The organism is Pseudomonas sp. HMWF032, from assembly GCF_003060885.1.
Taxonomy (GTDB): Bacteria; Pseudomonadota; Gammaproteobacteria; order Pseudomonadales; family Pseudomonadaceae; genus Aquipseudomonas.
Genome location: NZ_QAIG01000008.1, coordinates 306,783 through 331,305, shown reverse-complemented (window position 1 = coordinate 331,305; position 24,523 = coordinate 306,783). Strand labels below are relative to the sequence as shown.

26 protein-coding genes and 1 pseudogene are annotated in these 24,523 nt (G+C 61.1%); 12 read left to right on the top strand and 15 right to left on the bottom strand.

The window, feature by feature from the left end:
- Positions 1–22: 22 nt before the first annotated feature.
- Positions 23–775, bottom strand: coding sequence for an AraC family transcriptional regulator (locus DBR00_RS13970; protein ID WP_108487345.1), 753 nt, complete (start codon positions 773–775; stop codon positions 23–25).
- Positions 776–900: 125 nt separating this feature from the next.
- Here DBR00_RS13970 and DBR00_RS13965 point away from each other — a divergent pair, with 125 nt between their 5' ends.
- Together DBR00_RS13965 and DBR00_RS13960 are read left to right on the top strand one after the other, a co-directional pair.
- Positions 901–1,719: a UDP-2,3-diacylglucosamine diphosphatase gene (locus DBR00_RS13965; protein WP_108487346.1), complete on the top strand. Its 819-nt coding sequence runs from the start codon at positions 901–903 to the stop codon at positions 1,717–1,719.
- A complete protein-coding gene (locus DBR00_RS13960; RefSeq protein WP_108487347.1) occupies positions 1,716–2,774 on the top strand; it encodes a glycosyltransferase family 1 protein in 1,059 nt (352 codons plus the stop codon). The genes DBR00_RS13965 and DBR00_RS13960 overlap by 4 nt, the downstream gene beginning before the upstream one ends.
- Here the strand turns inward: DBR00_RS13960 and DBR00_RS13955 are convergent.
- Both DBR00_RS13955 and DBR00_RS13950 read right to left on the bottom strand, forming a co-directional pair.
- On the bottom strand, positions 2,767–4,155 hold the full coding sequence (locus tag DBR00_RS13955; protein WP_108487348.1) for an adenylate/guanylate cyclase domain-containing protein: 1,389 nt from the start codon (positions 4,153–4,155) through the stop codon (positions 2,767–2,769). The two genes, DBR00_RS13960 and DBR00_RS13955, sit on opposite strands and share 8 nt — an antisense overlap.
- Before the next feature lie 166 nt (positions 4,156–4,321).
- Positions 4,322–4,639, bottom strand: coding sequence for an Mpo1-like protein (locus DBR00_RS13950; protein WP_108487349.1), 318 nt, complete (start codon positions 4,637–4,639; stop codon positions 4,322–4,324).
- 150 nt (positions 4,640–4,789) lie between these two features.
- Here DBR00_RS13950 and DBR00_RS13945 point away from each other — a divergent pair, with 150 nt between their 5' ends.
- Positions 4,790–5,791, top strand: coding sequence for an AraC family transcriptional regulator (locus tag DBR00_RS13945; RefSeq protein WP_108487350.1), 1,002 nt, complete (start codon positions 4,790–4,792; stop codon positions 5,789–5,791).
- A 199-nt stretch (positions 5,792–5,990) separates the two neighbouring features.
- On the opposite strand, the gene DBR00_RS13940 is transcribed toward DBR00_RS13945, so the two are convergent.
- Positions 5,991–7,445 carry a TrkH family potassium uptake protein gene (locus tag DBR00_RS13940; protein WP_108487351.1) on the bottom strand — a complete coding sequence of 485 codons (1,455 nt, stop codon included), beginning with the start codon at positions 7,443–7,445 and terminating at the stop codon, positions 5,991–5,993.
- Between the two features lie 78 nt (positions 7,446–7,523).
- Positions 7,524–8,978: a TrkH family potassium uptake protein gene (locus DBR00_RS13935; RefSeq protein ID WP_108487352.1), complete on the bottom strand. Its 1,455-nt coding sequence runs from the start codon at positions 8,976–8,978 to the stop codon at positions 7,524–7,526.
- Between the two features lie 151 nt (positions 8,979–9,129).
- Here DBR00_RS13935 and DBR00_RS13930 point away from each other — a divergent pair, with 151 nt between their 5' ends.
- Together DBR00_RS13930 and DBR00_RS13925 are read left to right on the top strand one after the other, a co-directional pair.
- Positions 9,130–9,501, top strand: coding sequence for a YkgJ family cysteine cluster protein (locus tag DBR00_RS13930; protein WP_108487353.1), 372 nt, complete (start codon positions 9,130–9,132; stop codon positions 9,499–9,501).
- Positions 9,502–9,570: 69 nt separating this feature from the next.
- Positions 9,571–10,128: a nitroreductase family protein gene (locus DBR00_RS13925; RefSeq protein ID WP_108487354.1), complete on the top strand. Its 558-nt coding sequence runs from the start codon at positions 9,571–9,573 to the stop codon at positions 10,126–10,128.
- Here the strand turns inward: DBR00_RS13925 and DBR00_RS13920 are convergent.
- From DBR00_RS13920 to DBR00_RS13900, 5 genes are all read right to left on the bottom strand, one after another.
- On the bottom strand, positions 10,103–11,437 hold the full coding sequence (locus DBR00_RS13920) for a HAMP domain-containing sensor histidine kinase (protein WP_108487355.1): 1,335 nt from the start codon (positions 11,435–11,437) through the stop codon (positions 10,103–10,105). The genes DBR00_RS13925 and DBR00_RS13920 overlap by 26 nt on opposite strands.
- A gap of 64 nt (positions 11,438–11,501) precedes the next feature.
- A complete protein-coding gene (locus DBR00_RS13915; protein ID WP_108487356.1) occupies positions 11,502–11,912 on the bottom strand; it encodes an LTXXQ domain protein in 411 nt (136 codons plus the stop codon).
- A 130-nt stretch (positions 11,913–12,042) separates the two neighbouring features.
- Positions 12,043–12,720 carry a response regulator transcription factor gene (locus tag DBR00_RS13910; protein WP_108487357.1) on the bottom strand — a complete coding sequence of 226 codons (678 nt, stop codon included), beginning with the start codon at positions 12,718–12,720 and terminating at the stop codon, positions 12,043–12,045.
- A gap of 3 nt (positions 12,721–12,723) precedes the next feature.
- On the bottom strand, positions 12,724–13,125 hold the full coding sequence (locus tag DBR00_RS13905; protein ID WP_108487358.1) for a translation initiation factor 2: 402 nt from the start codon (positions 13,123–13,125) through the stop codon (positions 12,724–12,726).
- A 51-nt stretch (positions 13,126–13,176) separates the two neighbouring features.
- The gene (locus DBR00_RS13900) at positions 13,177–13,476 is read right to left on the bottom strand and encodes a YciI family protein (RefSeq protein WP_108487359.1); all 300 of its coding nucleotides are present in this window, start codon (positions 13,474–13,476) and stop codon (positions 13,177–13,179) included.
- Between the two features lie 151 nt (positions 13,477–13,627).
- Here DBR00_RS13900 and DBR00_RS13895 point away from each other — a divergent pair, with 151 nt between their 5' ends.
- From DBR00_RS13895 to rluB, 7 genes and pseudogenes are all read left to right on the top strand, one after another.
- Positions 13,628–14,491, top strand: coding sequence for a PHP domain-containing protein (locus DBR00_RS13895; RefSeq protein WP_108487360.1), 864 nt, complete (start codon positions 13,628–13,630; stop codon positions 14,489–14,491).
- A 13-nt stretch (positions 14,492–14,504) separates the two neighbouring features.
- Positions 14,505–15,134 carry an L-threonylcarbamoyladenylate synthase gene (locus DBR00_RS13890; protein WP_108487434.1) on the top strand — a complete coding sequence of 210 codons (630 nt, stop codon included), beginning with the start codon at positions 14,505–14,507 and terminating at the stop codon, positions 15,132–15,134.
- 48 nt (positions 15,135–15,182) lie between these two features.
- The gene (locus DBR00_RS13885; RefSeq protein WP_108487361.1) at positions 15,183–16,397 is read left to right on the top strand and encodes a tryptophan--tRNA ligase; all 1,215 of its coding nucleotides are present in this window, start codon (positions 15,183–15,185) and stop codon (positions 16,395–16,397) included.
- 161 nt (positions 16,398–16,558) lie between these two features.
- The gene (locus DBR00_RS13880) at positions 16,559–17,257 is read left to right on the top strand and encodes a ScpA family protein (protein ID WP_177480002.1); all 699 of its coding nucleotides are present in this window, start codon (positions 16,559–16,561) and stop codon (positions 17,255–17,257) included.
- Positions 17,258–17,259: 2 nt separating this feature from the next.
- Positions 17,260–18,012: pseudogene (gene scpB / locus DBR00_RS13875) on the top strand (SMC-Scp complex subunit ScpB); the annotation flags it as partial.
- Positions 18,013–18,084: 72 nt separating this feature from the next.
- Entirely contained in the window at positions 18,085–18,264 is a 180-nt protein-coding gene (locus DBR00_RS13870; protein WP_108487364.1) for a DUF1289 domain-containing protein, read from the top strand.
- A gap of 132 nt (positions 18,265–18,396) precedes the next feature.
- Complete coding sequence (gene rluB, locus DBR00_RS13865) at positions 18,397–19,575, top strand: 23S rRNA pseudouridine(2605) synthase RluB (protein WP_108487365.1); 1,179 nt, start codon at positions 18,397–18,399, stop codon at positions 19,573–19,575.
- A gap of 62 nt (positions 19,576–19,637) precedes the next feature.
- Here the strand turns inward: rluB and DBR00_RS13860 are convergent, their stop codons facing one another.
- The 5 genes from DBR00_RS13860 to DBR00_RS13840 all read right to left on the bottom strand — a co-directional run bounded on the left by DBR00_RS13860 (position 19,638) and on the right by DBR00_RS13840 (position 24,419).
- Positions 19,638–20,564 carry a GGDEF domain-containing protein gene (locus tag DBR00_RS13860; RefSeq protein ID WP_108487366.1) on the bottom strand — a complete coding sequence of 309 codons (927 nt, stop codon included), beginning with the start codon at positions 20,562–20,564 and terminating at the stop codon, positions 19,638–19,640.
- Positions 20,565–20,779: 215 nt separating this feature from the next.
- On the bottom strand, positions 20,780–21,520 hold the full coding sequence (locus DBR00_RS13855) for a YciK family oxidoreductase (RefSeq protein ID WP_108487367.1): 741 nt from the start codon (positions 21,518–21,520) through the stop codon (positions 20,780–20,782).
- Positions 21,521–21,591: 71 nt separating this feature from the next.
- The gene (mupP, locus tag DBR00_RS13850; protein ID WP_108487368.1) at positions 21,592–22,263 is read right to left on the bottom strand and encodes an N-acetylmuramic acid 6-phosphate phosphatase MupP; all 672 of its coding nucleotides are present in this window, start codon (positions 22,261–22,263) and stop codon (positions 21,592–21,594) included.
- Positions 22,263–22,961: a bifunctional 2-polyprenyl-6-hydroxyphenol methylase/3-demethylubiquinol 3-O-methyltransferase UbiG gene (ubiG, locus tag DBR00_RS13845; RefSeq protein WP_108487369.1), complete on the bottom strand. Its 699-nt coding sequence runs from the start codon at positions 22,959–22,961 to the stop codon at positions 22,263–22,265. Before ubiG ends, mupP begins: the two co-directional genes overlap by 1 nt.
- 138 nt (positions 22,962–23,099) lie before the next feature.
- Entirely contained in the window at positions 23,100–24,419 is a 1,320-nt protein-coding gene (locus DBR00_RS13840) for a TRZ/ATZ family hydrolase (protein ID WP_108487370.1), read from the bottom strand.
- Positions 24,420–24,523: the final 104 nt, after the last annotated feature.

Here is a 24,523-nt window from a genome sequence, read left to right as displayed (position 1 = left end):
AGGACTTGCGGCGTTTGTCGCGTTACTCGCGGTGCAGGCGCAAGGCACGGGCGGAGCAGCCGAACTGCCGGGTCAACGCTGCGGTAAAGGCGCTTTGCGAGCTGTAGCCCACGCGTGCGGCGATTTCGCCAATCGCCAGGTTGCTGTTCTGCAGCAGTTGCCGCGCCAGCTGCAGGCGACGGCGGCGGACATAGTCCATGGGGGTTTGCCCGGTTTCGCTGAGGAAGTGCACATGAAAGCGTGCTGCTGACAGTCCGGCCAGGCGCGCTAAATCGTCGACCTGCAGCGGATGAGCCGCGTGCTGATCGATATGTACATCCAGCGCTGCCAGCGGCAGGCGATTGACTGTCTGGGCTGGCGTCTCGCCATTGGCCAGGCTGGCTAAAAGCAAAGCAGCGCCTTGTTGGGCAATCACCGGGTCATTGATTGGGCTGGCGGCCAGCCAACTGACCAACTGGCTCTGCGCAGGGGTGAGGCTGACGGCGGTGGGTTTATCCAACAGGCGGCGAGTGGCATCCAGATGCCGGCCCAGCTGTTGCTGCAGCCAGCGATCGTCCGGTACATCGAGCACCAGGCAATGGCTGCCGTCTTTGCTGCCGCAGGCGTGCTGAGCATCACTGGGCACCACGGCCAGGGTCTGACGGGTGATCTGGCTGCCCTGACCGGCCACTTCAAACTCCAGCAAGCCGCTCAGGCCGAAGACCAGCTGCGCATGGTCATGGCTGTGGCTGAGCAGTTCATGGCTGTAGTGACGCAGCGAAAACAGCGAGTGCATGGTGGGCTCCTTGATCGGTTGGCCAGTTTATACCCTTTGATGCATGTCACCGAATTGCCACGGCCTTGTCATGGGCGCTTCACCACGCCTGCGCAGACTCGAGCAAACCCAGCCGGAGGTCGTCCATGACCAGCGCCCAGCTCGCCAAGCCCAGCCGCAAGCAACGTGTCCGTACCCTGTGGATTTCCGATGTGCACCTGGGCACCCGGGATTGTCAGGCCGAGCATCTGGCGGCGTTTCTCAAACGCTACCAGACCGACAAGATCTACCTGGTCGGTGACATCATCGACGGCTGGAAGCTGCGCAGCGGGGTGTACTGGCCGCAGTCACACAGTAACGTGATCCGCCGCCTGCTGACCATGAGTAAGCGCGGCACTGAGGTGATCTACGTCACCGGCAACCATGATGAATTTCTGCGCCGCTATTCCAGCCTGATGCTCGGCAATATCCAGTTGGTCGACGAGGCGGAGCATTTCACTGCCGATGGCCGCCGACTGTTGGTGATTCATGGTGATCAGTTTGATGTGATCACCCGTTATCACCGCTGGCTGGCCTTTCTTGGCGACTCGGCCTACGAGTTCACCCTGACACTCAACCGTTGGCTGAATTACTGGCGTAGCCGCTATGGCTATGGCTACTGGTCGCTGTCGGCCTACCTCAAGCACAAGGTCAAGACGGCGGTGAACTTTATCAGCGACTTTGAAGAGGCCATCGTCCACGAATGCGCCAAGCGCGGTTTCAACGGCGTGGTCTGCGGACATATCCACCACGCCGAGATTCGTCCGATGGGCGAGGTCGAGTACATGAATTGCGGCGACTGGGTGGAATCCTGTACGGCGCTGATTGAGCACCTGGATGGCAGCATCGAACTGTATCGCCTGGCTGATGATCAGGTGCGCCAACTGCAAGCTGCTCCCGTTGCCGCTGCCGAGCCGGCCCTGTGAGGATTCTCATCGTCTCCGACGCCTGGTCGCCGCAGGTCAATGGTGTGGTCACCAGCCTGCAGGCGCTGATCAGCGAGCTGCGCGGCCTCGGCCATCAGGTCAAGTTGCTGTCGCCGGCGGACTTTCGCGCGTTGCCATGTCCCAGTTACCCGGAAATTCCCCTGGTATGGAACCTCTGGCGGGTTGGTGCGGCGATTCGCGGGTTTCGCCCGGACTGCGTACACCTGGCCACCGAGGGGCCTTTGGGCTGGGCTGCGCGGCGTTGGCTGAGTAAGCGTGGCCTGGCATTTTCCAGCGCGATTCATACGCGCTTTCCCGAATACGTGCACACCCGCTGGCCCTGGATTGCATTGCGTTGGGGTTATGCCTTTCTGCGCGCCTTTCATCGGCCGAGTCAGGCGGTACTGGTGACCACCGAACGCATGCGCGAGGAGTTTGCCGGCTGGGGTTTCAAGCGTTTGGTGCTGTGGCGCAAGGGCGTCGATACGCGCCTGTTCCGTCCGCCGGTGACGCCGACAACTCTGGCTGAGCCGGTGTTTCTGTATGTCGGGCGCATCGCGCCGGAGAAGAATATCGAAGCGTTTCTTGCCCTCGATCTGCCGGGGCAGAAGCAGGTGGTCGGTGATGGCCCGCAGCGCGAGGCATTGCAGGCCGCGTATCCGCAGGTGCGCTTTCTCGGCTATCAGCATGGTCCGGCACTGGTCGAGTCGTTTCAGAGTGCCAGTGTGCTGGTCTTCCCCTCGCGCACCGATACCTATGGTCTGGTGATGCTCGAAGCTCTGGCCTGTGGTACGCCAGTGGCGGCGTTTCCGGTAGCCGGGCCGCTGGATGTGCTGCAGGCGGACGTTAGCGGGGTTATGCATGAGGATCTGCGCACGGCTTGCCTGGAAGCGCTGAAACTGGATCGCCAGCGCTGTGCCGAGTTGGCCGCGCGGCAATCCTGGCGGACGTCGGCGTTGGAGTTTCTGGCGCAGCAGCCGCTGCTCGATGGTGAGCTGTGCATGCCGGCGCCCCCGCCGCTACCTACGTCCGAGTCCGTTCAGCTGCTTACATGATGATTTTGTCACGCAGCTTGTCGGCGGCCTGATTGAGGGCCTGGATGACTTTTTCCTTGTCGAAGTTCTGGATGCCGTTGGTATCCAGGTACATGGAGAAGCCCGGCAGTTCGTGTTCGACATAGCTCGAGGTGGCGCCCAGGTCGCGGCGGAAATCCACCACCTGGTAGATCTGCACCGGGCGGGTGAAGCCCTTGACGGTGATCTGCCCTTTGTCGCGGCACATGATCACGTCCTTGATCAGCGAATAGGTTTCGTGGGAAATCAGGATTTCCCCTGACTCGGCAGCGCTTTCCAGGCGACTGGCGAGGTTCACGTCGCGGCCGATGATGGTGTAATCCATGCGCGTGTCGGCCCCGAAGTTGCCCACTGTGCAGTAACCAGTGTTCAGCCCCATGCGGATTTCCAGCGGCTTGGTGATGCCTTGGGCACGCCATTGCTGGCGTAGCACCTTCATGTGTTTGCGCATGGCGATGGCCATGGACACGGCATTTACGGCATCCTTTTTGGCGCCTTTGCTGCTGGGGTCGCCGAAAAACACCATCACGCAATCGCCGACGAACTTGTCGATGGTGCCGCCATATTTCAGGCAAATTTTCGACATTTCGTTGAGGTAGGTGTTGAGCAGGTCGGTCAGGGCTTCGGCTTCCAGTTCCTCGGACAGCTCGGTAAAGCCCTTGATGTCGGAGAAGAACACCGTGAGTTTTTTGCGCTGCGTTTCCAGGCGCACGCTCTTCTTGCCGGTGAAGATCGATTCCCACACTTGCGGCGACAGGTATTTGGCCAGGTTGCGCGCCAGGCGTGCGGCTTTTTCCTGTTCACGGCTGATTTCACTGCGCACCTGGGCCAGGCGCAGACCCTGCTGGTGTACGAAGTAGGCTGTGATGCAGATATACAGGGTGGTAAAGGCAATGCTGACCAGTGCCACCAGCGCGGGTGTGTGTACGTTGGGTTTCACTTCGATCAGAGCGAGCATAAAAACGGCGCCGCTCAGGGCAATCAGAGCGGACAGCCCCAAGTAGCGCAGGCCGCCGATGACCAGCGCGCTGAACGCCATGATCAGCAGCGCCATCAGGCTTGGGACTACCGAAAAGCCTAATAGGGCGATGGCGCCGCCGCAGTGCACGGCATCAATAAACAACAGGCTGAGGGCGGTGCGCTGGGGGTGTTCACGCTTGAAGCGCAGGCTCAGATGATGTGCCAAGTGTGGATAGAGCAGGGCGTAGGGCACCATCCAGAGAATGTCATAGCTGAAATGTTTGGTGTAGGTGCCAGCGGCGATGCTGGCGGCGATGGCAATGTAGGCCAGGGTGCGGGAGTAATACTCGCGCAGCGGCGGCGCCGGCAATGCAGGAAGTCGGGGGGCGCTTTTGACATTCATCCGTTGGGGCTATCCCTACTGCGTTCTCATGCACCTCTACCGGGTGCCTGGGTTGCACGCCATGGCTGGCGTGCAAAATAGCAAGGGATCATAACCAAGCCCACCACGGCCGCCAAGCGTTGCAGCCGAACGGCAGTGTGGCCTGGCTGCGTTGCAGCATTGGGCTCTAGAATTTGATGCGGCCGGTAAAGGCATCCTTGAGCATCACCCAGTCGCCCATCAGCGAGTAAAGCGGGTAGTCGAAGGTGGCCGGACGGTTCTTTTCGAAGACGAAATGACCGATCCAGGCAAAGCCGTAGCCAATCAACGGGATGCTCAGCAGCCACAGCCACTGCTGCGTCCCCAGGGCGTAGGCCAGCATACAGAGCACCAGCAGGCTGCCGACATAATGCAGGCGTCGGCAGGTGGCGTTACTGTGCTCCTGCAGGTAGTAGGGGTAGAACTCGGCGAAGCTGCTGTAGCGTTCGCGGGTTTCGCTGCTCATCTGGGCCTCCTCTTATTGTTTTGCACGCCGCCAGGGTTGCAGCCGCGGCGGCTTACTTGCAGTCTAGGTCGACTGACGCACTGGGCCACTGACATTCAGTGCCAGTTTAGTATCCTTCTGTCGCCCTTCAGAATAAGAACAGAACACGTCATGAGCGAACGTACCACTTCATCCAGTTGGGCCTCGGGGATTGTCGCGGCACTGGAGTTGGGCGGAGTTGATTGCCGCCGTTTGTTTGTCCAGCTGGGCCTCGACTATGCCGCATTGACCAATCCCGATGCACGCTTCGCCCAGGATGCCATGACTCGGCTCTGGCATCTGGCAGTGGAAGCCTCTGGTAACCCGGCCATTGGTTTGAATATGGCAAAAATCCTGCGGCCATCCTCATTCAATGTTGTGGGATATGCGGTGATGAGCAGCCGCAACCTGCAGGAGGGTTTTGCTCGTCTGGTGCGTTATCAGCGGATTATTGGGGAGGGCGCCGACCTCAGTTTCCACCCCACAGCCGACGGCTATGAAATGCTCCTGGCGATTCACGGTGATCGCCTGCCCTCGGCGCGGCAAAGTGCCGAGGCATCGTTGGCGTACTCGCTGGCATTCTGCCGCTGGCTGACCAGCAAACCGCTGCGCCCACGCCTGGTCAGTCTGATGGGGCCTGCGCCGGACGACCTGGCCCCGTATGAGGCGGTATTCCAGTGCCCGCTGAAATTCAATGCCGAGCACTATGCTCTGTTGTTCGAACGCACTGACCTGGATGCACCGTTACCGTCGGCGAATGAGGCGTTGGCGCAGTTGCATGACCGTTTTGCCGGTGACTACCTGGCGCGGTTTTCTGGCTCACGGGTGACCCATCAGGTGCGTCAGGTGCTTTGTCGTTTGCTGCCCCAGGGTGAGCCCAAACGTGAAGTTGTGGCGCAGACGCTGTTGTTGTCCGAGCGCACCTTGCAGCGACGTCTGCAGGATGAAGGGACCAGCTATCAGCAGTTACTCGATGACACCCGCCGTGAGCTGGCAGGGCAGTACCTGGGCCAGGCTAACCTCACACTGCTGGAAATTTCCTACCTGTTGGGGTTTTCCGATCCGAGCAATTTCTTCCGCGCTTTCCGCCGCTGGTTTGACAGCACACCGGGTGAGTACCGCGCGCGTCTGTAGCTATGCATCGTGGTGTTCAGAATCTGTTTACGATCTTGCGAGCTAGAGCCGGGCGAGGCGCTACAGTAATAACCGCCTCTGGCTGGTCAAAACGGCGAGGAAGCGGAGTGTGTTCTTGGACATGAGCATTTCGAGACGCCACATCCCGCTCTGTTTTTAACGCGGCAGGGCCGGCGCGCAGCAGATCGTAAATAGATTCTTAGTGTCGCCAGAAAGCCGGCAGCATAAGCACCAGCACGGTAAGAATTTCCAGGCGACCGAGCAGCATGCCGAATGTCAGCAGCCATTTTGCAGTGTCGGGCAAGCTGGAAAAGTTACCCGCCGGGCCAATGATCGGACCCATGCCGGGGCCGACGCCGGAGACGGTGCTGGCGGCTCCGCTGAGCGCGGTGATCCAGTCCAGACCGCAGAGGGTCAGAGCCAGGGCCAGTAGGGCAATGGTGATGGTGAAGAAGAATGAGAAGGTCAGAATCGAACGAACGATGTCTTCATCCAGGTTATGCCGGTTGTACTGCTGCTTGATCACCGCACGCGGGTGGACCAACTGCATCAGGTTGGCCTTGAGCAACACATAAGCCACTTGGAAGCGGAAGATTTTCAACCCCCCCGCCGTTGAACCCGAGCAGCCGCCGATAAAGCCCAGGTAGAAGAACAGCATGCCGGCAAAACCGCCCCATAGGGTGTAATCGCCCAGGGCAAAGCCGGTGGTGGTCATGATCGAGGTGGTGTTGAAGGCCACATGGCGGATGGCTTCCAGCCAGTGCAGCTCGGTGCTCAGGCAGTACCAGGTGCCCAAGACCAGCCAAATACTCAACAGAATCGCCAGAAAGCCCCGCACTTGCTGGTCCCTGATCAGGGCCATGTAGTTGCCGCGCAGCATGGACGCCAACAGCACAAAGGGTACGCTGCCGAGGATCATCAGCACGATGATGACCCAGTGCACGGCCGGCTCGGCCCACTTGCCCACCGATTGATCTGACGTGGAAAACCCGCCCGTGGAGATGGCCGACATGGTGTGGTTGATCGCATCAAAGCCACCCATGCCGGCGCTCCACAGGGCCAGGAAGCCGATGATGCTAATGCCGACGTAGGCCGCGACCATGTATTTGGCGACCATGTGCGAGCGCGGCATGATCTTCTCGGAGCGGTCCGAGGATTCGGTCTGGAACAGGCGCATGCCGCCGATGCGCAGCATCGGCAGAATGGCCACGGCCATGGCGATAAAGCCAATACCGCCCAGCCAATGCAGCAATGAACGCCAGATCAAAATGCCCGGCGACATGCTGTCCAGCCCCACCAGCACGGTGGCGCCTGTTGCAGTGATGCCAGATATGCTCTCAAACACAGCGTCGGTCAGCCCCAGGTGCTGGGAGAACATAAACGGCAGGGCGGCGAACAGCCCCACCAATATCCAGCTCGATACCGTCAGCAGGTACATGTCGCGCGGACGCAGCTGTAGATCCTTGGGTCGGCCCTGAACAATCATCGCCATGCCGGCGATAAAGGTGATCAGGCTTGACCAGAGAAAGGCGTTGAGCTCATGCGCTCGGCCAAACAGCACCAGGGTCAGCATCGGGATGGTCATGCTGATGGCCAGCGTCAGCAGAAAGATGCCGTTGATGAACGTGATGATCCGTAAGGTCGGCCAAGCCATCTACGTGGTTCCATGTCTGTAGACCAGAGGTCTAGGTACGAGTCAGGGCATGCCGTTTGCCCTAGCGTTCAGTGAGCATCAATGCCGCCAGAATGCGCGGGTGAACAGTACCAGTACGGTGAGAATCTCCAAGCGGCCCAGCAGCATGCCGACTGTCAGCAGCCACTTGGCAGAGTCAGGCAGCGTCGAGAAGTTACCCGCAGGGCCAATGATCGGACCCAGCCCCGGGCCCACGTTACACACCGCTGTCGCTGCACCGGTAAGGGCGGTGACCCAGTCAAGACCAATCAGCGCCAAGCCCAGCGCGATGACGCCGATGGTGATGGCGAAGAAGAACGAGAACGTAATCAACGAGCGAACAATCTCTTCATCGAGGGTGTGGTTGTTGTACTGCTGCTTGATCACCGCGCGTGGGTGCACCAGTTGCTGCAGGTTGGCCTTGAGCAGCACATAAGCCACCTGGAAGCGGAAGATCTTCAGCCCGCCGGCGGTGGAGCCCGAACAGCCGCCTACGAAGGTCAGGTAGAAGAACAGCAGTACGGCGAAACTGCCCCAGGTGGTGTAGTCGCCCAATGCAACCCCCGTGGTTGTGACCACTGAGGTAACGTTCACCGCAACGATGCGGAACGCATCCAGCCAACTGTTATCCGAGTGCAGCCACAGCCAGGTGCCGAACACCAGCCAGGTGACCACGAGAAAGCCGAGAAAGCCGCGTACCTGATGGTCCTTGAACAGTGCTCGACGATGGCCGCGTAGGGTTGCCACATACAGGGTAAAGGGCAGACTACCGAAGATCATGACCACCACCGCGACCCAGTGCACGGCCGGTTGGGGCCAGTTGGCCAGCGACAAGTCCGAGGTCGAAAAGCCGCCAGTTGAGATAAGCGACATCGCATGATTTATGGCTTCAAAGGGCGTCATGCCGGCGATCCAGAACGCCAAAAAACCGAGCAAGGTAAGAGCGCTGTAGATCAGCAGAATGTACTTGGCTGCCATATGTGAGCGCGGCATGACTTTCTCACCCCAGTCGGAGGATTCGGTCTGGAACAGGCGCATACCGCCGACTCGCAGCAGTGGCAGGATGGCCACGGCCATGCCGATAAAGCCGATGCCGCCTAGCCAGTGCAGCATCGAACGCCAGATCAGCAGGCCGGGGGAGGCCTTGTCCAGCCCGACCAGGATGGTGGAGCCGGTCGTGGTCACCCCGGACATGGTTTCGAAAAAGGCATCGGTGTAGCTGATATGGTGAATCAGCACCATCGGCAGCGCGGCGAAGACGCACACCACCAACCAGCTGCAGGTGGTCAGCAGGTACATGTCGCGTGGGCGCAGCTGTGCTTCCTTGGGGCGCCCGGGAAGGATCATGGCAATCCCGGCGACGGCGGTTACCAGGCTCGACCAGAGAAAGGCGTCCAGGTCATCCGTGCGCGAATAGAGCAGCAGCGTCAGCATGGGAATCAACATGCTGACGGCCAGGGTGATCAGGAAAATGCCGAGGATGAAAGCGATGATGCGCAGTGTCGGCAATGACATGGAGGTGAACTCGGGCTATGGGGCAAAGGGGCGTCATTCTACGCGGGCTGAAGCCGCTGTACAGCTGCTGCATTGCGCGCTTTACAAGCGCTTGGCACTGCATAGAATAGCCGCCAGGTGCCGGCCCTTGCCGGTTTCTGAGCCTTCCATCATGTCTGATAGCAATCCTTGTTTGAATTGTGGCGCCTGCTGCGCCTATTTTCGTGTGTCGTTCTTTTGGGGTGAGTGCCAATCGGCCGGCGGACTGATGCCGGATGATCAGGTGGTGCTGATCACCCCGCACCGTGTCGCCATGCGTGGCACTGAAGGTAAGCCGCCACGTTGCAACGCATTGATGGGCGAAGTAGGGCAGGGTGTGCGCTGCACCCTGTATGAGCAGCGTTCGAGTACTTGCCGCGAGTTTGAAGCGTCATGGGCCAACGGTGAACATAATCCGCACTGCGATGCCGCGCGCCAGGCTCATGGTCTGCCGCCGCTGACGCCACCGATCATGCCCTGTGTCTCGCCGGACCGGGTCGCCTGAGCCTGCGGATACCCGCCAGCCTCGCTCAAGCACTAGAATGCTCACCTGTATAAATCGTTGAGGTGGCTGATGGACGCTCTTGATGCGCTGCTTAACCGTGTTTCCGCGCCGCGCCTGATCGCGCCGGCACCTGATGCTGCTCAGCGTGAACTGTTGTTTCGCGCTGCCTTGCGCGCACCCGACCACGGGCAAATGCGCCCCTGGCGTTTTCTCACCGTGGAAGGCGAGGCGCTGAATCAGCTCGGCGAGCTGTTTGCCAGCGCTTTACCCGCCGACGCCAGCCCTGAAGCCTTGACCAAAGCGCGCGCCATGCCGCTACGGGCACCGTTGCTGGTGCTGGTGATTGCGCGGGTGCAGGCCAGTGTGAAGGTGCCGGCGCAGGAGCAGGTGCTGGCGGCTGGCTGTGCAGCGCATGCGATCCTGCTGGCGGCCCATGCCCAGGGTATCGGCGCGGTTTGGCGTACCGGTGATATGGCTTATAACCCACAGGTGGCTGCCGGTCTGGGCCTGGCGGCCGATGAACAGCTGATTGCCTACCTCTACCTGGGCACCCCGGAGCGCGAATTGCGCGCGGTGCCCCAGGTGCAGGTCAGTGACTTTGTCAGGGCCTGGCCTGTGGCTGAGTAAGCGGTAGACGCAAGGTGGCGATGAAGCCGCCTTGCGCATGATTTTCCAGCTCAAGCTGACCCCCATGCCGTTCGGCAGCGCGGCGGGCGATGGCCAGCCCCAGGCCATGACCGCTGCTGGTTTGTCCGGGTGCGCGGAAGAAGGGTTCGCCAAGATGGGCCAGCTGTTCGAGGGCCACACCGGGGCCGTGATCGCGCACACTCAGGCACAGCATTTCGCCCTCGCGGCGAGCGCATATTTCGATCGGCTGATCTGTCGGGTTGAAACGCAGTGCGTTGCGCAGCAGGTTATCCAATGCGCGTTGCAGCATATCCGGCCAGCCGCTGAGCGTTAGGTCTTGGTCTAGCTGTATGGTGAGTGGCTGGTCTGGTGCATCCAGTTGAGCATCGTCTTGCAGCTTGCGCAGCAGATCGTCGAGTTGGACCGGCTGAGCTGCACCAAGGTCGGCATCAAGGCGTGCAAGGGCGAGAATTTCGCTGATCAGCGCTTCCAGGCGGTCGCATTCCTGATTCAGACGCGGCCAGTATTTCTCGCGTTCGGTTGCGTCGGCGCGCTCGGTCAGGGCCAAGGCAATACGCAGGCGCGCGAGCGGCGAGCGCAGTTCGTGGGAGACGTCACGCAGCAGTTGGCGTTGGCTGCTGATCAAACCCTGCACGCGCTCGCCCATGCGGTTGAAGTCAGCCGCCAGTACACCCAGTTCATCACGCCGTTCGGCCAGCCGTGCCAGGCTGTTCTGCTGGTAAGCCGTTTGTCCCAAGTCGTGTACGGCGCCGCGCAGGCGGTTCAGCGGGCGGGTAATCGACAGCGTCAGCCAGAGGCTGAACAGGGTCAATACCAGCATGGCGATACCCAAGGCGCTGAGCGGCCATAGCAGACTGTCGCGTTGCCAGGCGGCAATCTCCGGCAGCGGTATGCGGTAGATCAGCAGGTAGGTTTCGCCGCTTTGCGGGCTGGTGTACTCGGCGCTCAGGCGGCGCCAGGGCAGGCGTTTTTCATTGCGGTGACGCGCTTCGAATGCCGCCGCTCGTGGTGGAAAGGTGCCTTCGACCAGTGGCTGGCCACTGTCATCAAGCACCTGCACGTCGATGCGAAACTTGCGTTTGCGTTGCTCCAGTAGGGCCTGGGCTGCATGCGGGCCCTCGCTCTCGTAACGCTGTGTCCACTTTTCGGCAAAGTGTTCCAAGGCCGGGTGCTGGCTGAGCAGCCAGGCGTCCTGATTGATCATGCGCCCAAGCAGCATGGACAGCCCCGCAACCAGGGCGATCGCCAGCCAGAAACTGGCAAAGATGCGCCAGAACAGTGAACGCACGGCTATTCCTCATGCAAAAAACCGCCGAGCCCGGTGGCTCGGCGGTGGTGGGATGGCTTCAGGCTTAGTTGGCCTGTTTGTCCTTCTCGGCTTTCCAGGCCTGGAACTCGGCCATTTCTGCACGGAGTTCGCTCATTTTCAGCTGGTGTTCGTCAAAGGCTTTCTGTTGCTCGGGCTTGAGCAGCGCGCGGATGGCCGTGTGTTGCTTTCCCTCGGCCGCTTTCAGCTCATCCTGCATGGCTTTCTGTTCAGCTGTTGGCAGTTTGCTCAGGTAGCGTTGGGTGATCTCGTGGCGACCTTTCATCTGCTCGCCCATCAGTTTGCGGATTTCGCGGTGTTGCTCTTTGCTCAGGTCGAGCTCTTTAAACAGACGGTAGCCGTGCTCGCCGCCGTGGCGTGGGCCGCCCTCGGGCATTGCCATGGCCAGGGCTGGCAGGGTCATGGCGAGCAGTACAGCAGTCAGGGTCTTGCGCATGGTGTGTCTCCTTGTCTGAAACCGGTAAGTACCGGATGAGCCCAGTCTAGGGCGGTCAAGGTCAAGGGCAGTCAGGGCAAGGTAAAGCTTCGGTAAAGAGCGGGGCGCGGTGGATTTAGCCAAGCAGTGCTCAGGCACTGTAGTAATAGCCGCGACTGCGCAGCGCCAGGATGCGCTGGCGCCCATCGGCGTGCGGGCCGAGTTTCTTGCGCAGGTTGCTGACGTGCATATCCAGGCTGCGGTCATACAGGGTCAGCTTGCGGCCGAGGGCCAGTTGCGCCAGTACTTGTTTATCCACCGGTTCGCCTGGATGTTGCAGCAACGCTTCGAGGATGCGGCTTTCCGAGAGGGTCAGTAGTACGTCCTGCTCGCCCAGGGTCACGGTGCCGCGTATCTGGCTGTAATGCAGGTCGCCGAGGTCTAGCGGGCTGCTGGAACTGGCCGGCAGGCTGCGGCGCAACACGGCGCGCAGTCGGGCGGTGAGTTCGCGGGGGTCGCAGGGTTTCGCCAGGTAGTCGTCAGCCCCCAGCTCCAGGCCGAGAATCCGATCCAGCGGCTCGCCACGGGCCGACAACATCAGCACCGGCAGTTCAGGGTGGTCGCTGCGCAGTTGCTTGAGCAATTCCAGGCCGCTGCCGTCAGGCAGCATGACATCCAGTACGACGGCGTCCGGGCTGGATATGTCCAGCGCCTGGCGGGCGCTGCTGCCGTCGTGGCAGGCGCTGACCTGGAAGCCTTCCTGGGTCAGCCAATTGGCCAGCAGTTCGCAGAGTTCGACGTCGTCGTCGATCAGTAGCAGGCGGCTCATGGGTCAGTTAAGCCACTCGCTGTGCGAGCGGCGCCCGCGGCGCAGCAGGGCTCCGATGAGCACCCCGAGCAGGGTAGAGCCGGCACCGATGGCGTACCACATCTGCTGTTCGCTGATCAGGGGTGGCGGGGCGCTGGCTTGAAGTTTTTTCAGTTGTAGCTTGAGGCGCTGATTTTCCTGGCGCAGACGCTGCAGTTGCAGGGTCTCGCGCTCATCTGTCGTGCTTTGCAGTTCTGCGCTGAGGGCTTCACGCTGCTCTTCACTCAGTGCCAGGCGCTGTTCCAGATCATCAATTTGCGCCTGTACCGACGTGGCTTCTGCCAGTGGTTGCGGCGGAATTTCCTCGGCCTGGATGGTGGCCGGCAAGCACAGGGTCAAGAGCAGAAACAGCGGGCCTGGACGCATCGGAACTCCTATCTTCTAGTTGTTATCGGGTGGTTCGGCGAAGGAATGGCTTCAAGGCAGGACCAGTTTGAAAGGTTTCACCACGACGCTGGCATACACCCCGGCGGCCCGGTAGGGGTCGGCATCAGCCCATTGCTGCGCGGCCAGCAGTGATTCGAACTCGGCGACGATCAGGCTGCCGGAAAACCCTGCTGGGCCTGGGTCATTGCTGTCGACGGCTGGGTGCGGCCCGGCGAGAATCAGGCGGCCCTCCGTTTTCAGTTGTTCCAAGCGCGCCAAGTGCGCCGGGCGGGCGCTCAGACGGTTGTCCAGGGAGTCTTGCACATCGGTGGCAATGATCGCGTAGAGCATCTCAGTCCTTAAAAACGTGTTGGGTACAGGTCGCCGCCAAGGGAGAAAAGCAGCCTGTCCGGGCAAAGTCGAGTAAATCTTGGTGCAAGCCAGCAAGAATCCACATCTGCCGGCATAATAACAAACATAAATGACTCGGAAAGTGCCCCCTATGGACGTTGATTTGCATTGTCACAGCACCGCTTCGGATGGCGCCCTGGCGCCCGCTGTGGTGGTGGCGCGGGCATTCGAACGGGGTGTGCGTCTGCTGGCGTTGACCGATCACGACACCCTCGACGGATTGGACGAGGCCGCGCTGGCGGCGCAAGCGCTGGGTATACAGCTGGTCAATGGCATCGAGCTGTCCTGCACCTGGGGTGGTGCGACCATCCATGTGCTGGGGTATGCCTTCAACCGCGAGGCGCCAGCCCTGCAGCAGGCCATTGCAGATCTACACGAGGGGCGCTGGTTGCGCGCGGCAGAAATTGCCAGGCGTCTGGAAGCCAAGGGCATGCCAGGGGCATTAGAGGGCGCACGGGCCTTGCAGCAGGAATTGGGCGACAGTGGCAATGCGCCGGCGCGGCCGCATTTTGCGGACTTTCTGGTGCTCAACGGTTACGTCAAGGATCGCGCCGAAGCATTCCGCAAGTGGCTCGGTTCGGGCAAGCTGGGTGACGTCAAACAGCACTGGCCGGAACTGGCGCAAGCTGTGGATACGCTGCGCCGTGCAGGCGCCTGGGTCAGCCTGGCGCATCCCTGGCAGTACGACTTTACGCGTACCAAGCGGCGCAAGTTGATTGCCGACTTTGTTGGCGCAGGCGGGCATTCGCTGGAAGTGGTCAATGGTATGCAGCCGGCCGAACAGGTTGGCAGTCTGGCGATTCTGGCGCGGGAATTCGGTATGTTCGTCAGCGCAGGTAGTGATTTTCACGCGCCCGGCCAGTGGTCTGAGCTGGGTGTCTATCGCCCGGTGCCCGAGGATCTACCGCCCTTGTGGGCACGGTTTCAACATGTCCAGCAGCCTACTGCACTTTGACCAGGGACCAAGCGTGAGCCAATTCTTCCAGATTCATCCGGAAAACCCGCAAGCGCGCCTGATCAAGCAGGCCGTGGAGATCATCCGCAACGGCGGCGTGGTGATCTATCCGACTGACTCCTCCTATGCCGTGGGCTGCCATATCGGTGACAAGAGCGCGGTAGAGCGTATTCGCCGCCTGCGCCAACTGGACGACAAGCACAACTTCACCCTGGTCTGCCGCGACCTGTCGCAGCTCGGCACCTTTGCCAAGGTCGATACTGCCGCCTTCCGCCTACTCAAAAGTCATACACCAGGGCCTTACACCTTCATTCTCAATGCCACCCGTGAGGTGCCGCGTATGCTGCTGCATGCCAAGCGCCGCACCATCGGTCTGCGCGTGCCCAGTCATCCGATTGCCATGGCCTTGCTGGCCGAGCTGGATGAGCCGCTGATGAGCGTCAGCCTGATCCTGCCGGGTGAAACGCTGCCGATGAGCGACCCTTATGAAATGCGCCAGATCCTGGAGCACCAGGTCGATCTGATCATCGATGGCGGTTTCGGTGGGCTGGAGGCCTCCACCGTGGTCAGCCTGACCGACGATGAGCCTGAGGTGTTTCGGGTGGGGTGCGGTGATCCGTCGCCTTTTACGGATGACCTTTGAGCCTGGCTATATATAATCGGGCTCTTTCGATTATTCAGGTAGTCCGTTTTGAGTCTTGTTGACGCTGAACGCCGCGTGCTGTCTGGGATGCGTCCGAGTGGTCTGCTGCACTTGGGGCATTATCAGGGCGTGCTGAAGAACTGGGTGAAGCTGCAACACACCTATGAATGCTTTTTCTGCATCGTCGATTTACACGCGCTGACCACCGATTACGACGATGTCGGCCCGCTGTCCCAGCGGGTCATGGACATGGCCGTGGATTGGTTGGCGGCCGGCGTCAGCCCCAGCTCGGCGACGTTGTTTATCCAGTCGCAAGTCCCTGAACACGCCGAATTGCACCTGCTGCTGTCGATGATCTGTCCGCTCAGCTGGCTGGAGCGCGTGCCCTCCTATAAAGAACAGCAGGAGCAGCTGCACGGCAAAGACCTGAGCACCTTCGGCTTTCTCGGTTACCCCTTGCTGCAGGCCGCTGACATCCTGCTGTACCGCGCTGGCGTGGTGCCGGTGGGCGGTGACCAGTTGGCACATATCGAGTTTGCTCGGGATGTGGCGCGGCGCTTCAACCATTTGTATGGCCGCGAGCCAGGCTTTGAGGAAAAGGCCGAGGCGGCGATCATCAAGCTGGGCAAGAAAACCGCGACGCTCTACAACCACCTGCGCCGGGCTTATCAGGAGCAGGGCGACGCTGAGGCGCTGGAAACCGCGCGTGCGCTGCTCAAGGATCAGCAGAGCATCACCCTGGGTGACCGTGAGCGTCTGTATGGCTATCTGGAAGGTGGCGGCAAGATTCTCCTGGTTGAGCCGCAGGCCATGCTCGGCGAGTCGCCCAAACTGCTCGGGCTTGATGGCGGCAAGATGTCCAAGTCCAACAATAATGCGATCTTCCTGCGTGACAGCGGTTCGGCGATCGAGGAGAAGATCCGCCGCATGCCGACTGATCCGGTGCGGGTGCATCGTGATGATCCCGGCAATCCGCAACACTGTCCGGTGTGGCCGTTGCACCAGCTCTACTCGTCCGATGCCACCTGCGAGTGGGTGCAGCAAGGTTGCCGCAGCGCCGGCATCGGCTGCCTGGAGTGCAAGGCACCTCTGGTCGAGGCGCTGCAGCAGGAGTTGCAGCCGCTGCAGGCGCGTGCTGCGGATTATCAGGATAATCCTGATCTGGTCCGGCAGATTCTCGCCGATGGCGCCGATCGCGCGCGTTCCGAGGCGCGGGAAACCCTCAGTGAAGTGCGCCTGGCCCTTGGCCTGAATTACCGCTGAACCTACCTTCGAGAGTGACCATGTCCAGCGTGCCAGCCCAGGAACATCCAGAGAACCATCCCCAGGATCAGGCCAATGCCCAGCAGGAGCTGCCATTTGCCCTGGTGTATGGCCAGGCGGTCACTGAAATGCCGCTCGATCTGTACATCCCGCCGGATGCCCTGGAGGTGTTTCTCGAAGCCTTCGAAGGCCCGCTGGACCTGCTGCTCTACCTGATCCGCAAACAGAACATTGATGTGCTGGATATCCCGGTGGCGGAAATCACCCGCCAGTACATGGGCTATGTCGAGCTGATGCAGTCGGTGCGCCTGGAACTGGCGGCCGAGTACCTGGTGATGGCGGCCATGCTCGCCGAGATCAAGTCGCGCATGCTGTTGCCGCGCTCCAGTGAGGTCGAAGCCGAGGAAGACGACCCGCGCGCCGAACTGATCCGCCGTCTGCAGGAATACGAGCGTTACAAGGCCGCTGCAGAAGGTATCGATGGCCTTAGCCGGGTCGGTCGTGACCTTACTGTGCCGCGTCTGGACGCGCCCGAAGCGCGGGCGCGCAAGCTGCTGCCGGATGTCAGTCTGGAGGAGGTTTTGCTGTCGATGGCTGAGGTGCTGCGCCGCGCCGATATGTTTGAAAGCCATCAGGTCACCCGTGAGGCGCTGTCGACCCGCGAGCGCATGAGCGAAGTGCTCGAACGCCTCAAGGGTGGCGCGTTTGTGCCCTTTGTCAGCCTGTTCAGCGCCGAAGAAGGCAAACTAGGCGTGGTGGTGACCTTTATGGCGGTGCTTGAGTTGATCAAGGAGTCCCTGGTTGAGCTGGTGCAGAATGAGGCCTTTGGGCCAATCCATGTGCGTGCGCGGGCTGAATAAGCATGAATCTTAATGAACCTCGTGAGCTGGCCAGCCTGCTTGAAGCCTTTCTGCTGGCCTCCGGCAAACCGCAATCGCTGGAGCGCCTGTTCGAGCTTTTTGAAGAAGCCGAGCGGCCGGAACCGGCGGTTTTCAAAAAGGCGCTGGCGCATCTGGGCAAGTCCTGCGAAGGGCGTGCCTTCGAGCTGGTCGAGGTGGCGTCCGGCTACCGCCTGCAAGTGCGCGAGAAATTTGCGCCTTGGGTGGGTCGCCTATGGGAAGAGCGCCCGCAGCGCTATTCGCGCGCCATGCTGGAAACCCTGGCGCTGATTGCTTATCGCCAGCCGATTACCCGTGGCGAAATCGAAGATGTGCGCGGTGTGGCGGTGAACAGTCATATCGTCAAAACCTTGCTGGAGCGCGAGTGGATTCGCGTGGTGGGGTATCGCGATGTGCCGGGCAAGCCGGCGATGTTCGCCACCACCAAGGCCTTTCTCGATCACTTCAACCTGAAAAGCCTCGACGAATTACCGCCCCTGGCCGCCCTGCGCGAACTGGAACCCGAGCCTGTGCTGGCTTTTGAAGATGATCTGGAGGCACCGCAAAGCCTGCAGGCGCGTGCCGACCTGGCCCTGGCCGATGAGCCTGCGGTGGAAGCGAGCGAGGAAACCAGCTTCAGCAGCCTGCTGGCTGAACTCGATTCGATGGAGCAGGGGCTGAAAACCGACTTCGATGATTTACCCGAGCAGGACGATGAGCGTGATGATGCCGAAGAGCCTCGCGCAACCCTGGATAAAGAACAGCTGCCTGACTAACAAGCAGGTCGTATCAGTTAAGGCGCCAGTGCGGTGAAAGATCCCTGCATCAGACTGTGCAAGTTCGAGCGCGCTATCTGCCTCGGTTGCGGGCGCAGCAAGGCCGAGATCAAAGGCTGGAAGAAGCTCGGCAAGGCTGCCCGGCGTGCCGTTTTGGCCGAAGCCGATATGCGTTTGCTGAGCTTGGCGACCATCGGTCGGCGTAAAGGCTGACGGCCTCCGATCAGGCGGCTAGCCTCAACCCGTGCGTCCGCGCCGTGTTTCGCGTATGCTCCGCGCCCCTTTGACGAATAGGCTTGGCCTGAATCGTCCTAATCACTAAAGAAAACACCGGGAGGTGCCCAGATGAGTGAAGAAATCGAAGAATACAGCCCCGCAGGCGAAAAACTGCAGAAAGTCATGGCGCGCATGGGCTTGGCTTCACGCCGTGAAATCGAAGCCTGGATTACTGCTGGCCGCGTCAAGGTCAACGGCGCAGTCGCCAGCCTCGGTGCACGCGTTGACCTGCACGATGCGATTGCCGTCGATGGCAAGGTGATCCGCCGTGAGGAAGCTGCCGAAAGCGTGCGCCGCGTCATCATCTACAACAAACCAGAAGGTGAGATTTGCACCCGTGACGACCCGGAAGGTCGTCCGACGGTATTTGACCGTCTGCCACGGCCGAAAGATGGCCGCTGGATCAATATCGGTCGCCTCGACATCAACACCACCGGTTTGCTGATGTTTACCACCGACGGTGAGCTGGCCAACCGCCTGATGCACCCGTCCTACCAGATGGACCGCGAGTACGCCGTGCGCGTACGTGGCGAAGTTGACGAAGAGATGATCGAGCGCCTGAAAACCGGCGTGATGCTTGAAGATGGCCCGGCCAAGTTCACCGACATCAAGGAAGCGCCGGGTGGCGAAGGCTTCAACCACTGGTATCACTGCGTGGTGATGGAAGGTCGCAACCGCGAAGTGCGTCGCCTGTGGGAGTCCCAGGGGCTGGTGGTCAGTCGCTTGAAGCGCGTGCGTTTCGGCCCGGTGTTTATCACCTCGGACCTGACCATGGGCCGCTGGCGTGAAATGAGCCAGCGCGAAGTCGATATTCTCAGCGAGGAGGTCGGCCTCAAGCCGGTCGCTCTGCCGGAGATGAAAGAGAAAACCCGCGACAAACTCGACCGTTTGCAGCGCAAATCGGCCAAGCCGGTGGGTCGTGCTGCGCGTCCGGAGCGTACTTTGCGTCCGGCTCACGGTGCGCCAGCAACCGCAGGTGATCAAGGCCGTTCGCGTCCTGCCCGTGGTGACGGTGCTGAGCGTCCGGCGCGCAGCCCACGTGCCGATCAAGGCAAGGGCACGCCGGTCGCTGAGCGCCCGAGTGACGTTAACAAGAAGCGTCCGGCCAAACCGGGGGCACAGCGTCCTGGCGTTGAGCTGGCTGATCGCCCGTCGCGCAAGCCGGCAGGTGCACCGGTTAAACGTCGCAGCCAACCTGGTCGTGATGGCCAGCGTCCAGGCTTTGGCCGTGATCGCAAGCCCGAATAAGGCATTCTGAGTGACAATAAAAAGGCGACCCGAGGGTCGCCTTTTTATTGTCTGCGTTGGCGTTAGCCGGCCATCGACAGGCGGTTGCGGCCTTCACGTTTGGATACGTACAGCGCACTGTCGGCGCGGCGCAGCAGGCTGTCCATGGACTCACCCGGTAGCAAGGTGGCGCAGCCCAGGCTAACCGACAGTTCAATGGCGCGGTTTTCCACCAGGTACTGAATGCCCAGTACCGCCAGGCGCAGACGCTCGCCAATCATCGAAGCCGCCTCGCGGCTGGTGTTGGAGAGCAGCACCATGAATTCTTCGCCACCGTAGCGGAACACCATGTCGACATTGCGCAGGCTGTCTTTCAGGGCGCTGGCGACGGCCTTGAGGGCTTGGTCGCCCACGATGTGGCCGTGGCTGTCATTGATCCGCTTGAAGTGGTCGATGTCGACCATCAGTACTGAAAGCGGCTGAAGATTGCGCCGGGCAATATCCACTTCACGTTTGAGGGTCTGCTCCATGGCAATGCGGTTGCCGGTTTCGGTCAGCGGATCGCGCAGTGCTGTTTGCAGAGCTGCGCGGTAAAGCAGGGCGTTGCGCAGAGGGAAGAGCAGGCTGGCGAGCAGTGATTCGAGCTGGCCGAGTTCATCCTCGCTGAAGCGCTGGTTACGGCGGAAGGTCAGCTCGCCGAGGAATTCGCCATCGTGGTTCAGGCGGTAGCCAGCTGAGTGACTGGCACGCTCGCCCAGTTCCAGGCGCAGGTCGCAGGAGGCCAGCTGATAGCTGAGGGCGCTGAGGGGCACCAGGCGCTGCACTTCGGTATAGAACAGCTCGAGGATGCGTTCGGCTTCCAGCGAGGTCTGCAGGCGCAGGCTCAATTGCTGACGCAGCTGCGCCAGGCTAACTGGCCTCAGGCTTTTTTGCAGGCGACTGGCATAACCGAGACGTTGCAGTTTGGCGGCGTCGAAATCAATGGTGTTGGACTGGTTGTGCGGGGCCATGAAGCTTACCTCTAGCGCTATACGCGGCGATAGCGAGGCTTCAGCGAAATCCATGCCAGCTTTTTATAATTCCTAAAAGCTCTTTATTTTCAGTGGCTTGTGATTATTTTTAGAGGCGGGGCGGCAAGTTCTTGCCGGTTAACTGACGGTGCTGCTGGCAATCTGATGTCGGTTAATTCAAGGTCCGCCGGAAAACCGGCGGACTCAGTGAATCCTTACTGTGCGTCAAATGCCTGACCATTCACTCCCGTGCTGTCCGGCCCCATCAGGTACAGGTACACCGGCATGATGGCTTCTGGCAGCGGATTGTTGGCCGGGTTTTCCCCAGGGTAGGCCTGGGCGCGCATGTCGGTGCGGGTCGCTCCAGGGTTGACGCTGTTGGCGCGGACACTGGCGATGCCGTCGATTTCATCTGCCAGAACCTGCATCAGGCCTTCGGTGGCGAACTTCGAGACGGCATAGGCGCCCCAGTATGCGCGGCCTTTGCGGCCAACGCTGCTGGAGGTGAATACCACCGAGGCGTCAGTCGAGAGCTTGAGCAGCGGCAGCAGCGTGCTGGTGAGCATAAACATGGCGTTGACGTTGACCTGCATGACACGCATGAAGTTGTCGCCGGACAGCTGCTCCAGCGGTGTGCGTGGGCCAATGATCGAGGCGTTGTGCAGCAGGCCGTCGAGTTTGCCGAATTCGGCTTCGATCATCGCCGCCAATTCGTCGTACTGGTGCGGCAGGGCGGTCTCCAGGTTGAACGGGATGACTGCAGCCTGCGGGTGGCCAGCGGCTTCGATAGCGTCATAGACGCGGCTGAGGTTGTCTTCGGTTTTGCCCAACAGCAGTACGGTTGCGCCGTGGGCGGCGAAAGTCTTGGCGGCGGTTGCGCCAATGCCACGGCCTGCGCCGGTTACCAGAATCACGCGGCCCTTGAGCAGGTCGGGGCGAGCGGAATAGTTACGCATGGGTAAAGCCTCGTGTTTTCAGGTGTGGCCGGTTTGACAGTGGGCCAGCCTGGATTGATCAGTGAACACTATCAGCAGCGGCACACGGCCCGTTCAAGTACGGCGCGCAGTTCCAGTGGATGGTCCACAACGGCATCGGCACCCCAGTTGCGTGGGTTGTCCTGCGGGTGGATATAACCGTAGGTGACGGCGGCGGTCTTGCAGCCGGCGGCGCGGCCGGCTTCTATATCGCGCTCGTCATCGCCGATAAACAGGGTGGCGGCAGGTTCCACACCCATCTTCGCGCATGCCAGCAGGATCATCTCCGGGTCCGGTTTGCTGCGGCTGACGTGATCCGGGCAGACCAATACCGCCGAGCGCTGCGCCAGGCCGAGCTGTTGCATGATCGGTTCGGCGTAGCGCACCGGTTTGTTGGTGGCCACGCCCCAGACAAGCTTGGCGTGTTCGATATCATCGAGCAGCTCATGCATGCCATCGAAGGGGCGGGTCAGCACTGCACAATGGCTCTGATAGCGTTCGAGGAACTCCAGGCGCAGCGCCTCGAAACCGTCAGCCTCGGGGTCCGTGGCGAAGTTGGCGGCGACCATGGCGCGCGCGCCGCCGGACACCTGGTCACGGATCAGCTTGTCGGCAATCGGCGGCAGGCCGCGCTCGGCGCGCATCGCCTGGCTGATGGCGATAAAGTCTGGCGCGCTGTCGAGCAGGGTGCCGTCCATATCGAAAAGAACTGCGCGCAGGCGCATCAGGCCTCCTTGAGGGTCTGGATCATGTAGTTGACGTCGACATCGGCTTCCAGCTTGTAGCGTTTGCTCAGCGGGTTGTAGGTCAGGCCGATGATGTCCTTGACCTGCAGGCCGGCGTCACGGCTCCAGGCACCCAGCTCGGAGGGGCGAATAAACTTCTTGAAATCATGGGTGCCGCGCGGCAGCAGGCGCATCAGGTACTCGGCGCCGATGATGGCGAACAGGTAAGCCTTGGGGTTGCGGTTGATGGTCGAGAAAAACACCTGGCCGCCTGGTTTGACCAAGGTGTAGCAGGCGCGGATGACCGAGGATGGATCGGGTACGTGCTCCAGCATTTCCAGGCAGGTGACCACGTCGAACTGGCCGGGCATTTCGGCAGCCAGGGCTTCAGCGGTGATCTGCCGGTACTCGACGCTGACCCCTGATTCCAGTTGGTGCAGCTGGGCTACCGCCAGCGGGGCTTCACCCATGTCGATGCCGGTGACGCTGGCGCCGCGCTGGGCCATGGACTCGCTGAGAATGCCACCGCCGCAGCCAACATCCAGGACCTTTTTACCGGCCAGGCCGACACGCTCGTCGATCCAGTTGACGCGCAGCGGGTTGATGTCATGCAGCGGCTTGAATTCGCTTTCGCGGTCCCACCAGCGATGGGCGAGGGCTTCGAATTTGGCGATTTCGGCGTGGTCGACGTTGCTCATATAAATCCCTGAATCAGGCTGCGGCGAGAGTGGGAGCGCAAGGTGCTCATGTTGCCAGTTTCGCCGGGTGGATTGGACGCCTGTTGTGCGACCAATGTATGTCAGTTTGTCGCAGTGCTCACATTTCCGGGTTTGCCGCTATTGGCCGGCAATTTTGGTCCCCCAGGCCTGGGCGTTGGCGATGATCCGTTGTTCGTCCAGGCGTGTCAGTTGGCCGCCGTCGAGCAACTGCTTGCCGCCGACCCAGAGGTGCTCAACGCAGGCGCGGCCGCCGGCATAAAGCAGCTGCGATACCGGGTCGTAGACCGGTTGCTGGGCCAGGCCGGAGAGGTTGAATACAGTCATATCAGCGGCCTTGCCCAGTTCCAGTGAGCCGATCTGCTCATCCAGGCCAAGGGCGCGAGCGCCGTTGAGGGTGGCCATGCGCAGTGCGCGGTGGGCATCCAGGGCGGTGGCCGAGCCGGCAACTGCCTTGGCTAAGAGGGCGGCGGTGCGAGTTTCGCCGAGCAGGTCGAGATCGTTATTGCTGGCTGCGCCATCCGTGCCGATGGCCACGTTGACGCCGGCCTGCCAGAGTTTTTCCACCGGGCAGAAGCCGCTTGCCAGCTTGAGGTTGGATTCCGGGCAGTGGATCACGCTGCTGTTGCTGGCCACCAGCAAGGCCAGGTCAGCGTCATCAATTTGCGTCATGTGCACGGCCTGAAAGCGTGGGCCGAGCAGGTCAAGGCGGGCCAGGCGCGCCAGTGGACGCTCGCCGCGCTGTTCCAGGCTCTGCTGCACTTCGAAGGCGGTTTCGTGCACGTGCATGTGAATGCCAGCATCCAGCTCTTCGGCGAGCATGCGGATGTTCTCCAGCTTGTCGTCGCTGACCGTGTAGGGTGCATGCGGTCCAAACGCTACGCTCAGGCGCGGGTGGTGTTTGAGATCATCGAACAGCGCCAGGCCCTTGCGCAGCGATTCGTCTGCATCGCGCGCGCCGGGAATCGGGAAATCCAGTACCGGAATGGTGATCTGCGCGCGAATGCCGCTGCTGTGCACCCGCTGGCTGGCGGTTTCCGGAAAGAAATACATGTCGGAGAAGCAGGTGATGCCGCCCTTGAGCTGTTCGGCGATGGCCAGCTCGGTGCCGTCCTCAACGAACTGCTCGCTGACCCACTTGGCCTCGGCCGGCCAGATGTGTTTTTCCAGCCAGGTCATCAGTGGCAGGTCATCGGCCAGGCCGCGGAACAGGGTCATTGCCGCATGTCCGTGGGCATTCACCAGCCCTGGTGTGAGCAGCCTGCCAGGTAGTTCAAGTACCTGCTGTGCGCTGTGCTTGAGGGCTTCGGCGCGCGGGGCGATCAGGGTGATACGCCCGTCACGGATACCCAGGCCATGTTCCAGCAGGACCACGCCAGCAGGTTCGACCGGGACCAGCCAGGTGGGCAGGAGCAGCAAGTCGAGCGGTGCTTGGGGCATGGTGGCGCTTCCGGCGGACATTAAAGTGGCGAGTTTATAGGGGAACGCCCTAGGCTTGAAGCTGCATGGCCTGATCTAACCCGACAGCTTTCGCGCTGTGCGTA